Here is a 12,284-nt window from a genome sequence, read left to right on the forward strand (position 1 = left end):
ATTGCGCCAAGCCGACGCCGGGGATCAGAAGGCCCAGGGCGGAAGCCAGGAGAAGACGCCGATGCATCGCGATGCTCCACAAAGCCCCCCGGCTGGTTCGACTATAGGCCGCAAGTCGAAGTCGGGAAGAGGCGTCGACCGCGCGCCCTAGAACAGCCCGAGCGCCTTGAAACTGGCCACGCCGTCGCGAGCGACCACCAGATGGTCGTGAACATTGATCTTCAGCGCCCTGCCGGCCTCGACGATCTGCTTGGTCATCTCGATGTCGGGCCGCGACGGGGTCGGGTCTCCACTGGGGTGGTTGTGGAGCAAAATGATGTTGCTGCTCGACAGCTCGAGGGCGCGCCGCATCACCTCGCGTGGATAGACCGGGGCGTGGTCAACCGTGCCGTGGTTCATCACCTCGTCGGCGATCAGCTGGTTCTTGTTGTCGAGGAACAGCACGCGGAACTGTTCGCGCGGTTCGTTGGCCAGGGCGACGCGGACATAGCCCAGCAGCGCCGTCCAGGACGAGATCACCGGCCGCTTGGCGATCTTGTCGCGGCCGGCCCGCAGGGCTGCCTCGTGCAGAAGCTTGATGTCTATGGCCGCGGTCTCGCCGACGCCGGCCACGGTCTTCAGCTCCTCGATCGAGGCCGAGATCGTCGCGCCGAACGAGCCGAACCGGGCCAGCAGCGCCTTGGCCATCGGCTTCACGTCGCCTCGCGCGAAGGTGCGGAACAGGTAGAGCTCCAGCAGCTCATAGTCGGGCAGGGTGGACAGGCCGCCGGCCTTGGCCCGCTCGCGCAGGCGTTCTCGGTGGCCCAACTGGTGGGCGGCGGGTTGAGCCGATGGAGGCTTGGCGGGCGCGGCGTCGGCGACGCCCGTCGCCTTCAGTGATCTGCCGCTGACCATCGCGCCCCCGCCATGCGAGCGCCGATTAGGGCAGATCAATTATGGGTTGTCGAGTCGCCTTCCTCCCCCTTTTGAGGGAGGGCGTCCGCGGGCTCAGCCGCCCAGGATCGCCGGCTGGAACAGCCCGGTCGGCGAGGCGGTGAACACCTCGTAGCCGTCCTCGGTGACGCCGATCGAATGCTCGCACTGGGCCGACAGCGACTTGTCGCGGGTCACGGCCGTCCAGCCGTCGCCCAGGACCTTCACGGCCGACTTGCCCAGGTTCACCATCGGCTCGACGGTGAAGAACATGCCCGGCTTCAGCACCGCGCCCTGACCGGGGCGACCAAAGTGCAGGATGTTCGGGGCGTCGTGGAACACCTTGCCCAGACCGTGGCCGCAGAAGTCCCGCACGACCGAGCAGCGTTGCGCCTCGACGTAGGACTGGATGGCGTAGCCGATGTCGCCCAGGGTCGCGCCCGGCTTCACCGCGTCCAGGCCGCGCTTCATGCCCTCGTAGGTGATCTCGACCAGGCGGCGGGCGCGCGGGCCCACTTCGCCGACGCCGTACATCCGCGAGGTGTCGCCGTGCCAGCCGTCGACGATCACGGTCACGTCGATATTGACGATGTCGCCTTCGCGCAGCGCCCACTCGCCGGGGATGCCGTGGCAGACCACGTGGTTGCGCGAGATGCAGACCGTCTTGGGATAGCCGCGATAGAACAGGCAGGCGGGCAGGGCCCCGTGATCGAGGATGAACTCGCGGGCCAGGGTGTCCAGATAATCCGACGAGACGCCCGGCTTCACGTGCGGGATCAGCATGTCCAGGCACTCGGCCGCCAGCTTGCCGGCGCGGCGCATGCCTTCGAAGTCGGCGGGCTTGTGGATCTTGATCGCGCCGGTGCGGGTCTCGGCTTCGATCTCGGCCGTGTCTTCAAGGGTCATGGCGGGGGTCTCAAACTGACGGCGCGTCCCGCCAAGGGATGCGCCGGGAAATAAGGATCTGCGACGGGCTTATGTCGCAACGATAGCACAGAACTTCAACGCCCGCTGCGGCCGCGTCGCGCAGACCCTTGGCGTAGACCGGATCCAGGTCCTCGCAGGCGGCGAAGCTGTCGCAGTCGGTGCGCTGGATAACGAACAGCTGCACGGCCCGCGCGCCCTTGGCGACCTCGGCGGCCAGGTCCTTGAGGTGCTTCGCGGACCGCGCCGCCACGCAGTCAGGGAACTCGGCCAGGGTCCCGTCGCGGCGGTAGTGGCAGTTCTTGACCTCCAGCCAGCACGGCGGCCGGTCGGGGTGGGTCAGCAGGAAGTCGACGCGGCTGGCCTCGCTGTACTTCACCTCGGGGCGGATCACGGCGTAGCCGGAGAGTTCCGGGATCGCGTCGGCGGCCAGGGCCTCGGCGACCAGCTTGTTGGGGTTCATGGTGTTGACGCCCACGAGGCCGCCATCCGCCTCGACCAACTGCAATGTCCAGGCCAGCTTGCGCTTGGGATCGGCCGACCACGACACCCAGGCGGCCAGGCCGGGATCCTTCAGGCCGAGCATCGCGCCGGGGTTGGGCACGTGCGCGGTGATCGCCCGTCCGTCGTCCAGAACCATGTCGACGAAGAAGCGCTTGTAGCGCTGGACGATGACGCCGCGCGCCATCGGTTGCGGGAGAAGCATGGGGGCCTTAAGTCGGACGGCAGAAGCTTCGGATGTAGGGGATCAGGACCATGACCACCAGCGAGCGCGTGACGGCGGCGGTTCTGATCATCGGCGACGAGATCCTGTCGGGGCGCACCCAGGACGTGAACCTCAACGCCATCGCCAAATACCTGGCGACCTACGGCGTCGATGTCTGCGAGGTGCGGGTGGTGCCCGACATCGAGCAGGAGATCGTCGATGCGGTGAACGCCTTGCGGACCCGCTACGACTACGTGGTCACCACCGGCGGCATCGGCCCGACCCACGACGACATCACCGCCGATTCGGTGGCCAAGGCGTTCGGCGTCACCGCGCCCGAGCATCCCGAGATCATGGCCCTGCTGCGCGAGCGCTGGGGCGAACCCAACGCCGCCCGCCGCCGCATGGCCCACGTGCCCGAGGGCGGCACGCTGGTGAAGAACCCCGTCCAGGGGCCGCCCGGCTTCCAGATCGGCAACGTCTTCGTCCTGGCCGGGGTGCCGGCGATCATGCGCGGCATGCTCGACGACGTCGGCCCGCGCCTGCGCACGGGGGCGGTGGTGATCAGCAAGACGGTCCGGGTCACCGGCACCGGGGAAGGCACGATCGCCGCCCCGCTGGAGGCGGTGGCCAAGGCTCATGCGGACCTGTCGATCGGCAGCTATCCGTTCTTCGCCCCGCCCGACGTCTATGGCGCCAGCCTGGTGATCCGCGGCCGCGATCCGGTCGAGGTCGATGTGGCTGTCGAGGAGCTGGTTGTGGCGCTGACCGAGGTTGGCGTGAAGGGAATCGAGCGGCTGGAGGCGGGGGCCTAGGCCGCGCCCGCCGTCTCGTCCGGCTCGACCAGGGTCTTGGCCACGGTCAGGATGGTCTTGCGGCCCTTCGGCGTGGCCTGGCTGTAGGCCCGCAGCAAGTCGATCGCGCCCGCCGTCGAAAGCGCCGTCAGCATGGCCACGTCCTGTTCGGCCACCATATCCTCGCCCACCAGGCTGCCGACCGTGGTCTGCAGCTTTGAAGCGATGCGCACCAGCATCGAGGCCGAGACCCGATTGGTGCCGCGCTCGTATTTCTGGACCTGCTGGAAAGTCAGGCCCAGCACCTGGGCCAGTTCGTCCTGACTGATCTTCATGTGCCGCCGCTGGACCCGGATGCGGGTTCCGACCGCGACGTCTATGGGGTCTGGACCGGCCGGCGTGTTCAAAGCGCGTCCCCCACAGAGAAATGATGTGGAACTATCGGCTTGGCCTCGGCGGGCTGCAATGCATTCTTGCACCGTACGCGGCGCGTCGGGCGCAAGCGATCATCGACGTCGAGCGTGATGGACAGGCCTGCGATCCCCGCGCCCAATATCGAGCTGCTCACCCTGCGCGAGCGCGAAGCCCTGCGCTGGGTCGCCGAGCACAGGCTTTCCAAGGAAATCGGCCCTCTGATGGGGGTCTCCAAGTCGCGCGCCGACGCCCTGGTCGAAAGCGCCTGCCGCAAGCTGGGCGTCAGCGGCCGGCGCGCCGCCGCGCGGGTGCTGACCGCCCAGGAACAGGTCGCGGCCCTTGTCGTTCCGCCAGGCTCCGTGGCCGGTTCCGCCGGCTATGGGACTGAATCCCACAGCGACTCAATGGGACTGTCGTTCGTTGCCCCGCCGCCGTCTGCTGCCGTCTCGGCATTCCTAGAGACGGATGAAGACGGTGATCATGAGCGTGACGAACGACAACGAGGCGACCAATCTGGCCGGGGCGCGTCTGGGCCTGCTGGTCCGCAAGGCGCTGCAGATCCGCGACGCGGTGGCCAACTTCGAGCGCGACTGGCCGTCGTTGCTGAACCGCCAGCCCATGCCGGTCTTCGCCTGGACGGAGCTGGAGCGTCAGTTGCTGAGCCTGGCGCCCGCCGACCTGGCGCCGATGGTCCGCGACCTGATCTCGGCGGTGCGCAAAGAGGCCAGCCCCAAGCCGCCGGAGATGGTGCTGCGCGAGATCCTGATCATCGCGGCCACCGTCCTGGACGAGGATTTTCACCAGAAGTGGGCGGAGGGTACGATCATGTCCTGAACCCCGCCGTCCGGGTTCTGGTCGTCCTCGCCATCGCCGCCGCTTGCAGCCTGCTGATCGGCGCTCTTCTGGGCGCGCGGCAAGTCGCGCACTTCTTCCAAGCTCTGCGTTACGGCTGACCCGCTGGGGCTGACCCCCCGGACGGGCGCTGGGCGTCCGTCATCAGCAATGCGCCCGAGGGCGCGGGGGAGACCGTCACATGAAGCGTCGCATCGTCGCCGAGCAACTGGCCAGCCGGCTGTTCACCACCGAGGAGGCCGTGGACACCACCCTGGCCCTGATGGGCGACCTGATCGCCGCCATGCCGCGCGCCCGGCTCGAGGCCGGCCTGGGCGTCGGCGTCGGCCAGCAGGCCGTCGATCGCGTGCTGGAGGCCGCCTCGGGCATGGCCCACGCCCGCCGCTCGCTGATCGCCGCCCACGAAGCCCTGGCCCAGGCCAAGGACCAGGTCGGGCTGCGCCGCGTCACCCTGGTGGGCGGCGGCGACAAGAGCGAAGGGGAAATCCCGCGCACCGGCCGTCTGAAGGAGATCAGGAGCGCCTAGACGGGCGATGGGTCTTGGCGCGGTCTCGATTCTTGGGCCACATGTCGTTCCTGGCGCGGGGGCGGCATGTTTCAGTTTTTTTCGAACCTCTTCTCGATCCTGCCGACCCAGATCGCCGCCTTGGCCATGCTGGCGGTCTGCGCCCTGGCCCTGCTGGTCGGCCGGCGGCTGGAGCGTTGGCTGGCCGTGGCCACCGTCGCCGCCTGGGTCATCTCGGCCGCCGTCCAGAGCCCCGACCGCGTCGCGGTGCAGTGGGGGATCTTCACGGTCGACATCGTCTACCTGCTGATCCTGATCGCCMTGTGCACGGTCGAGCGCCGGGTCTGGATCCTGTTCATGACGGCCTTCCAACTGCTGGTCGTGCTGACCCACGTGGCCTTCCTCATCGACCGCACCCTGATGCAGTGGAGCTTCTTCTCGGCCTACTACCTGTGGAGCGACGCCGAACTGATCGCGTTCGCGGCGGGCGTGGCCCAGGCGGGGTGGGGGCGGTGGCGCAAGCCGAAGGGCTGACGGACCGCTCGGACGCGGCCCCTATCGACGCCGGGCGCTTCCGGTGCATTAGTTCGACCAACAATCGGGAAGGGGCGAGGATGCGTGAACTCTCCAGACGAGGTCTGATCGGCACCGGCGTCGCCAGCCTGGCGCTCGCGGGCTCCGGCCAAGCGGCGCCCCAGCCGTTCTTCGCCCGAACGGGCCTGCCGATCGGCCTGCAGCTCTACACCCTGGCCGACCAGGCCGCTGCGGACCTGGAGGGCACGCTGAAGGCCGTCGCCGCCATCGGCTACAAGACCATCGAGCTGGCCGGCTATGCGGGCCGGACCCCGGCGGAGCTGCGCAAGGTCATGGACGGCTTTGGCCTGACCACGCCCAGCGCCCACGTCCAGGTCCAGGCGCGGGGCGGTGAATCCAGCCTCGACGGCGACCTGTCCCGGCTGGCCGACGAGGCGCACGTCCTGGGCGTGAAGATGATCGTCATGCCGATCTTCTACACGCCGGACCGCTTCGACCTAAAGCCGCGGGCGGGCGAAGCCTTCGGCCAGGTGCTGGGCCGCATCGGCGGGGCGATGACGGCCGACGACTGGAAGTTCAACGCCGACTTTCTCAACGCCAAGGGTACGGCCTTGAAGAAGGCGGGCCTGACCTTGGCCTATCACAACCACAACGCCGAGTTCTCGCCGCTGGCTGGCGGCAAGGCCGGCGCCCGCAACGGCTTCGAGGTGCTGCTGGCCAACACCGATCCGGCCGTGGTCAGCTTCGAGATGGACGCCGGATGGGTGAGCGCCGCGGGCCAGGATCCCTTCGCCCTGCTGAAGGATCATCCGGGGCGGTTCGTGGCCATGCACGTCAAGGACATCAAGGCCACGACCAAGCCGAACTTCGTGTTCCAACAGGACCCCACCGAGGTGGGCTCGGGCATGATCGACTGGAAGCGCCTGCTGCCCGCCGCCCACGCGGCCGGCGTTCGCGACTTCTTCGTCGAACAGGAACCGCCCTTCACGCGCTCGCGCCTGGAGTCGGTGGCCACCAGCTTCAGCTATCTGTCGAAGCTCCAGGCCTGAGAGGCGGCGCCGGCCGCGCCCTGACGGCCCGGTCATCCGCCAGACCGTCACCAATGTTCCCTATCCAGCATCCGTCTGGCCGAGGGGCCGCATCCGGGCGTCACCGAAGCTAGACTCCGAGTTCGGCCATCTCGACAACGCGCTTCTCGCGCGCGCTGATCTCGGCGGCGACGCCGATCGCCACGGCGCTCAGGCCGTCATCGGCGCTCACCAGCACAGGCCCGTCGCCCGCCACGGCGGCCAGGAAAGCCTCCAGTTGGTGGAACGTCGCCCCGTGGTGCGAGCCGGCCTCCAAGGCGGCCTGATCCACCGGCACGTGGGTGCGCGTCACCCGCTTGGGATTGAGGAAGCCGACCCTGGGGCTGTGCACCAGGTCGCCGTCGGGGATCAGCACGTCCAGCCGCGCCTTGTCGCCGACCGCCGTGATTTCCTCCTGATTGTGAGCGCCGTCGGCGAACATGTTGAGCTCCAGCATGGCGCGCTGGCCGCCGGCGAAGTCGACGATCGTGAAGCTGTTGTCGATGATGTCTGGCGTCTCGCCGCCGTAGCGCTCGCCCAGGTGGTTCACGTCCATGGCGCCGGAGCAATAGACCCGAACCGGCTCGTCCTGAATGATCAGGCGCATCAGGTCAAAGAAGTGGCAGCACTTCTCGACCATGGTGCCGCCGGTGTTGCGCGAGAACCGGTTCCAGTCGCCGACCTTGACCAGGAAGGGAAAGCGGTGCTCGCGGATCGACAGGCTGACCAGCCTGCCGACGTCGCCGCGGTGGACGCCGGCGATGAAAGCGGCCACCGGCGGCATGAAGCGGTACTCCATGCCAGTCCAGAACGCCGCTTGGTGGGTCTTGGCCCGGTCGGCGGCCCAGCGGGCGTCCTTCAGTGTCGTGCACAGCGGCTTTTCGCAGAGAATGTGCAGGCCGGCCGCGAACAGCGGCTCCAGCACCTGGCGGTGGGTGAAGTTGGGCGAGGCGACGATCACGGCGTCGACCTCGCCGCTGGCGGCCAGGGCCTCGGCGGAATCGTAGGTCTTCACGGCGGGATCGGCCGCCTCGGCCAGGGCCGATTCCAACGAGCTCGCAACCGGGTCGGCCAGGGCCGTCAGGCGGGCGTTGGGCAACAGGCGCAGGTTGCGGATGTGCTCGCGCCCCATCATTCCGGACCCGACGATCCCGAAGCGGACTTCCTTAGACATGACGGTCCTTCGATATGAGGTGACGGCGACGGCTAGGCCGCGGGCTCTTCGGCGGGCGTAAGCCGGGGCAGCCATAGCTGCAACCAGGCCAGGGCGACCAGATAGGATCCCGCCGCGATCAGCAGCAGCGGCAGATAACCCAGCCCGGCGGTCAGGATGCGGCCGGCCAAATAGACGATACCCATGCCCGCGAAGTTGCCGCACAGGGCGCCGAAGCTGGTCACCGAGCCGACGCGGGCCCGGGGCGTCACGTCGGCGATGGTCGCGAAGATGTTGACCGAGAAGCCCTGGTGGGCGGCCAGGGTCAGGCCCAGCAGCGCCACGGCGATCCAGTGGTTCTGGGCGTAGACCGCCAACGGCACGGGCGTCACCAGCAGGGCGCAGACCAGCATCGAGCCCTTGCGCACGGCGTTCAGGCTGTAGCCGCGCGCCAGCAGACGGGCCGCGATCCAGCCGGCGGTGACCGAGCCCAGGGCGGCCATGGCATAGACGCCGGCCAGGGCCGGGCCGAGCTCGGCCATGGTCAAACCGAACACCCGATGGAAGAAGTCGGGCGCCCAGAACAGCATCAGCCACCACACCTGGTCCGACAGCGCCTTGGCGCCGGCCAGGCCCCAGGTGCGGCGGTCGCTCAACAGCTCTACAGTCCGGGCCAAGGCTCCTGGGCCTTCGCCCTTGACCGGCTTGGCGTGCGGCAGATCGGCGGCGCGCGCGGCCATCAGCCATGCCCCGACCCAGACCAGTCCCAGGCCGCCGACGATCACGAACGACGTCCGCCAGCCGACCACGGCGGCCAGCAACGGCAGCACCAGCGGCGTGACGATGGCGCCGATATTGGCCGCGCCGTTCGAGATCCCGAAAGCGACCGATCGAAGCCGGTCGGTGAACAGGGCGCCGATGGCCTTGACCCCTGCGGGCGTGCCCATCGACTCCGTGGCGCCCAGCGCGATCCGGGCCAGCGAGAACTGGGCCATGGTCGCGGCGCCGCCATGGGCCATGGCGGCCACGCTCCAGGCGGCGACCCCGACCGGCGCGGCCCAGCGAGCGCCCAGCCGGTCGACGATCCAGCCCGTGAAGGCGAAGGCGATGGCCGCCGACATCTGGAACAGCGCCGCCAGGGCGCCGTAGTCGGCGTCGGTCCAGCCCAGGTCCTGCGAGATCATCGGCTTGAGCACCGCGATCACCTGCCGGTCGACATAGTTGAGGATGTTGGCGGCGACGATCAGGCCCAGCAGCAGCCAGCGACGACGCACGACCGCCGCCGACTGGACGTCGATCGGCTGGGCCGGAGCGGGGGCGAGGCTCATGCGCCGGCGCCCGTGAATTGCAGCGGTCCGTGGTTCAGATGCGGCAGCACGTGGCGCGCGAACAGGTCGGCCTCGGCTTGGTGCGGATAGCCCGACAGGATGAAGGCCTCGATCCCGGCCTCCTGGTAAGCGCGCAGCTTGGCCAGCACCTGGTCGGGATCGCCGACGATGGCGGCGCCGCAGCCCGAGCGGGCGCGGCCGATGCCGGTCCACAGATTGTCCTCGATGAAGCCGTCGCCGGCGGCGGCCTCCCGCAGTTCGGCCTGACGTCGGACGCCGGCCGACTGGCTGTCGAGCGAGCGGTTGCGGATCGCCTCGCCGGTCGCATCGTCGAGGTGCGAGAGCAGGCGGTCGGCGGCTTCGCGGGCCTGGGCCTCGGTCTCGCGCACCACCACGTGGACACGATAGCCGAACTTCAGCTTGCGGCCGCGGCGGGCGGCGCGGACCGACAGATCGCCGATGATCTCGCGCACGGCCTCCAACCGATCGGGCCACATCAGATAGACGTCGGCGCCTTCGGCCGCCGCCTCGCGAGCGTCCTCGGACAGGCCGCCGAAATAGAACGGCGGAGCGCGGCCGGACACCGGGCGGATGCGCGGCGGGTCCAGCTTGAGCCTGTAGAAGTCGCCCTGAAAATCGACCGCTTCGCCGTTCAGGAACGACCGCAGCAGCTGCATCGCCTCGACCGTGCGGCGGTAGCGCGGGCCGCTGGCCAGGGTCTCGCCCGGCAGGTCGCTGGAGATGATGTTGATGGTCAGCCGGCCGCCCAGCATCTGGTCGATGGTCGCCAGTTGCCGGGCCAGCTGGGGCGGCCAGACCTCGCCGATCCGCACCGCCGCCAGCAGACGCATCCGCTGGAGCAGCGGCGCGACGCCGGCGGCGAAGGCCAGGGTGTCGATTCCCAAGCCATAGCCCGAGGGCAGCAGAAGATTGTCGAACCCGCCTTGCTCGGCCGCCAGGGCGATGTTCCGGCAGTGCTCCCAGCTGGATTGCAGGGCCGGATCGGGCACGCCCAGGAATTCGTAGTCGTCGTCGCACAGCGCCGAGAACCACGAGACTTCGCAAGGAGGGTTCGACAACGTCACGTGAAGGCTCCTGACCTTAGCGGCCGAAATTGGCGCGCAGGGTGACGCCGAAATACTGCTCGGCGTCGCGCGGGACCTGCTGGCGGATATAGGTGCTGGAGATCCGCGCGGTCGTATAGAACTGGTCGCCGATGTTCTTGGCCACGAAGGTCAGGCGATAGCGGTCGGCGCGGTCGATCAGCGAGACGCTGGCGTCCCACAGGTCGTAGCTTTCCAGCGGCGGGCCGATCACCGGGTTGTTGGCGTTCGCGCGGCCGGCGCCCTGATGGGTGACGGCGGTGTTCAGGCCGACGTCGAAGGGCAGGGACGGGGTTTCCACGACGTAGTCCGCGCCCAGCGACCACTTGACCTTCGGCGTGCCCAGCGGCTGGCCGTTGACGGCCGAGCAGCTGGCGGGCGAGCCGACCGGGCAGTAGAATTGCACGATCTTGGCGTTGGTGAAGGCTGCCCCGCCGGTCAGGGTCAGGTTCTTGATCGGCCGCGCCGTCGCGTCGATCTCAAGGCCCTTGGTCGAGACCTGGCCGGCGTTGACCAGGCGGCTGACGATGGTGCCGGCCACGGTGTCGAAGTTGGTGGTCTGGAAGCCGTCGAACTTGGTGTCGAAGGCGGCCAGGTTCAGCACCAGGCGACGGTCGAACAGCGTGCTCTTCAGGCCCACTTCGTAGGCGTCGGAGGTCTCCGGCTGCAGCGGAATGGTGTCGAACGCCTGCATGTTGAAGAAGACGTTGATCGCCGGGCCCTTGTAGCCGCGGGCATAGTTGACGTAGCCGAGCACGGCGTCGGTGAAGGCGTATTGCAGGCCGATCCGACCCGAGAAGTCCTCGGAGGTCGTCGAGCCCTGGGCGGCGAAGCTGGGGCGCACGCCGGCCGTGGCGACCGGGAAGGCCGAGACGCGGGCGAAGTCGAAGCTGATCTCGTCATGCGACCAGCGCAGGCCCACAATGCCCTTCAGCTTGTCCGAGAAGTTCAGATTGGCCTGGCCGAAGGCGGCGTAGTTCTCGAGCTCGGTGGTGAAATTGGCCGTGCCGTCCGAGGTCGTCGCATAGGTCGAGGATCCCGGGGCGCAGGCCCCGCCGGTCAGCGTCGTGGCGGTGCAGGCCACGTTCAGGCGGTTGAAATAGTTGTCCTGCTTGGTCTTGTAGTAGAAGGCGCCGACCACGTAGTCGAGGAACCCGCCCGTCGGCGAGGCCAGGCGCACTTCCTGGGTGAATTGGGTGAAGTCCAGCACGCCGAAGTCGCGCGACGACGCGGTGCCGACGCGGCGGCCCAGCGCCGAGGTGTAGTCGCCGTCGCGGATCTCGGTGTTGCCCCAGCCCCGCCAGGCGGTGATCGAGGTCAGGGTGTGCTCGCCCAGCCGATAATCGATCTGGCCCGAATAGCCCCAGGTGCTGTCCTTGGTGACCGGGGCGACGTCGTTGTTGATGTCCTCGTTGCTGGGGCCGACGACCAGCGGCGCTTCCTGGCCGATGATCGCGTCGCCCGGCGTGGCGTAGCCGATGGCGTCGGCCGAGCCGTTGTCGACGGCGTTCACCCAGTCGGCGATCAGGCCGACGGTCAGGTCCTCGTTCGGCGTCCATTCCAGCTTGCCGCGCAGGCCGAAGCGCTCGTACCCGTTGACCCTGGAGCCGTCATAGACGTTGGTCGCCGAGCCGTCGTACTGGCCGTAGACGCCGGTCACGCTGCCCCGCAGCGTCTCGCCGATGGGCGCGCTGTAGCCGGCCCGCAGGCGATACTCGTCGCCCTCGAAATAGGACGCCTCGACGAAGCCCTTGGGCGTCGCCGACGGGCGGCGGGTGACGATCGAGACGACGCCGGCCGAGGCGTTCTTGCCAAACAACGTGCCTTGCGGGCCGCGCAGCACCTCGATGCGCTCGATGTCGAACAGGTCGAAGAACGCCTGGCCCGAACGGGCGAAGACCACGCCGTCGACCACGGTCGACACCGCCGGCTCCGACCCCGACGAGAACGAGGTCGTGCCGATGCCCCGGATGTTGAAGGACGAATTGACGT

Annotated in this window: 13 protein-coding genes and 1 pseudogene; 6 read left to right on the forward strand and 8 right to left on the reverse strand. The window is 68.7% G+C overall.

Going from position 1 to position 12,284, the window contains the following annotated elements:
* Positions 1-147: 147 nt before the first annotated feature.
* The 3 genes from radC to sfsA form a co-directional block, all read right to left on the reverse strand.
* On the reverse strand, positions 148-894 hold the full coding sequence (gene radC / locus AC1DZ6_RS00860) for a RadC family protein (protein ID WP_477095305.1): 747 nt from the start codon (positions 892-894) through the stop codon (positions 148-150).
* A 93-nt stretch (positions 895-987) separates the two neighbouring features.
* Positions 988-1,818, reverse strand: coding sequence for a type I methionyl aminopeptidase (gene map, locus AC1DZ6_RS00865; RefSeq protein ID WP_477095306.1), 831 nt, complete (start codon positions 1,816-1,818; stop codon positions 988-990).
* Positions 1,819-1,828: 10 nt separating this feature from the next.
* The gene (gene sfsA, locus AC1DZ6_RS00870) at positions 1,829-2,542 is read right to left on the reverse strand and encodes a DNA/RNA nuclease SfsA (protein ID WP_477095307.1); all 714 of its coding nucleotides are present in this window, start codon (positions 2,540-2,542) and stop codon (positions 1,829-1,831) included.
* A 50-nt stretch (positions 2,543-2,592) separates the two neighbouring features.
* Between sfsA and AC1DZ6_RS00875 the strand changes: the two genes are divergently transcribed.
* Entirely contained in the window at positions 2,593-3,357 is a 765-nt protein-coding gene (locus AC1DZ6_RS00875) for a competence/damage-inducible protein A (RefSeq protein WP_477095308.1), read from the forward strand.
* Here AC1DZ6_RS00875 and AC1DZ6_RS00880 read toward each other — a convergent pair.
* A complete protein-coding gene (locus AC1DZ6_RS00880) occupies positions 3,354-3,743 on the reverse strand; it encodes a helix-turn-helix domain-containing protein (RefSeq protein WP_477095309.1) in 390 nt (129 codons plus the stop codon). The genes AC1DZ6_RS00875 and AC1DZ6_RS00880 overlap by 4 nt on opposite strands.
* Before the next feature lie 117 nt (positions 3,744-3,860).
* On the opposite strand from AC1DZ6_RS00880, the pseudogene AC1DZ6_RS00885 reads away from it, so the two are divergent.
* From AC1DZ6_RS00885 to AC1DZ6_RS00905, 5 genes and pseudogenes are all read left to right on the forward strand, one after another.
* Positions 3,861-4,049 (forward strand): annotated as a pseudogene (locus AC1DZ6_RS00885) (LuxR C-terminal-related transcriptional regulator); the annotation flags it as partial.
* A gap of 181 nt (positions 4,050-4,230) precedes the next feature.
* Positions 4,231-4,584 carry a hypothetical protein gene (locus tag AC1DZ6_RS00890; RefSeq protein WP_477095310.1) on the forward strand — a complete coding sequence of 118 codons (354 nt, stop codon included), beginning with the start codon at positions 4,231-4,233 and terminating at the stop codon, positions 4,582-4,584.
* Positions 4,585-4,783: 199 nt separating this feature from the next.
* Positions 4,784-5,128, forward strand: a complete 345-nt coding sequence (locus AC1DZ6_RS00895) for a hypothetical protein (RefSeq protein ID WP_477095311.1) — start codon at positions 4,784-4,786, stop codon at positions 5,126-5,128.
* A 66-nt stretch (positions 5,129-5,194) separates the two neighbouring features.
* On the forward strand, positions 5,195-5,641 hold the full coding sequence (locus AC1DZ6_RS00900; RefSeq protein ID WP_477095312.1) for a hypothetical protein: 447 nt from the start codon (positions 5,195-5,197) through the stop codon (positions 5,639-5,641).
* Positions 5,642-5,721: 80 nt separating this feature from the next.
* The gene (locus tag AC1DZ6_RS00905; protein WP_477095313.1) at positions 5,722-6,690 is read left to right on the forward strand and encodes a sugar phosphate isomerase/epimerase family protein; all 969 of its coding nucleotides are present in this window, start codon (positions 5,722-5,724) and stop codon (positions 6,688-6,690) included.
* Positions 6,691-6,799: 109 nt separating this feature from the next.
* Here AC1DZ6_RS00905 and AC1DZ6_RS00910 read toward each other — a convergent pair whose 3' ends face one another.
* From AC1DZ6_RS00910 to AC1DZ6_RS00925, 4 genes are all read right to left on the reverse strand, one after another.
* Positions 6,800-7,882, reverse strand: a complete 1,083-nt coding sequence (locus tag AC1DZ6_RS00910) for a Gfo/Idh/MocA family protein (RefSeq protein WP_477095314.1) — start codon at positions 7,880-7,882, stop codon at positions 6,800-6,802.
* 32 nt (positions 7,883-7,914) lie between these two features.
* Entirely contained in the window at positions 7,915-9,189 is a 1,275-nt protein-coding gene (locus AC1DZ6_RS00915) for an MFS transporter (protein ID WP_477095315.1), read from the reverse strand.
* On the reverse strand, positions 9,186-10,274 hold the full coding sequence (locus AC1DZ6_RS00920) for an LLM class flavin-dependent oxidoreductase (RefSeq protein ID WP_477095316.1): 1,089 nt from the start codon (positions 10,272-10,274) through the stop codon (positions 9,186-9,188). Before AC1DZ6_RS00920 ends, AC1DZ6_RS00915 begins: the two co-directional genes overlap by 4 nt.
* Positions 10,275-10,290: 16 nt before the next feature.
* Positions 10,291-12,284, reverse strand: a 1,994-nt coding sequence (locus AC1DZ6_RS00925; protein ID WP_477095317.1) for a TonB-dependent receptor, incomplete at its 5' end; no start/stop codon positions are given.

It is taken from the genome of Caulobacter sp. P1_B12_2 (assembly GCF_056406675.1).

Coding starts and splice junctions, on each gene's coding strand:
- AC1DZ6_RS00895 (WP_477095311.1), top strand. CDS start 4,784: ATGAAGCGTCGCATCGTCGCCGAGCAACTGGCCAGCCGGCTGTTCACC.
- sfsA (WP_477095307.1), bottom strand. CDS start 2,542: ATGCTTCTCCCGCAACCGATGGCGCGCGGCGTCATCGTCCAGCGCTAC.
- map (WP_477095306.1), bottom strand. CDS start 1,818: ATGACCCTTGAAGACACGGCCGAGATCGAAGCCGAGACCCGCACCGGC.
- AC1DZ6_RS00910 (WP_477095314.1), bottom strand. CDS start 7,882: ATGTCTAAGGAAGTCCGCTTCGGGATCGTCGGGTCCGGAATGATGGGG.
- AC1DZ6_RS00890 (WP_477095310.1), top strand. CDS start 4,231: ATGAGCGTGACGAACGACAACGAGGCGACCAATCTGGCCGGGGCGCGT.
- radC (WP_477095305.1), bottom strand. CDS start 894: ATGGTCAGCGGCAGATCACTGAAGGCGACGGGCGTCGCCGACGCCGCG.
- AC1DZ6_RS00915 (WP_477095315.1), bottom strand. CDS start 9,189: ATGAGCCTCGCCCCCGCTCCGGCCCAGCCGATCGACGTCCAGTCGGCG.
- AC1DZ6_RS00905 (WP_477095313.1), top strand. CDS start 5,722: ATGCGTGAACTCTCCAGACGAGGTCTGATCGGCACCGGCGTCGCCAGC.
- AC1DZ6_RS00875 (WP_477095308.1), top strand. CDS start 2,593: ATGACCACCAGCGAGCGCGTGACGGCGGCGGTTCTGATCATCGGCGAC.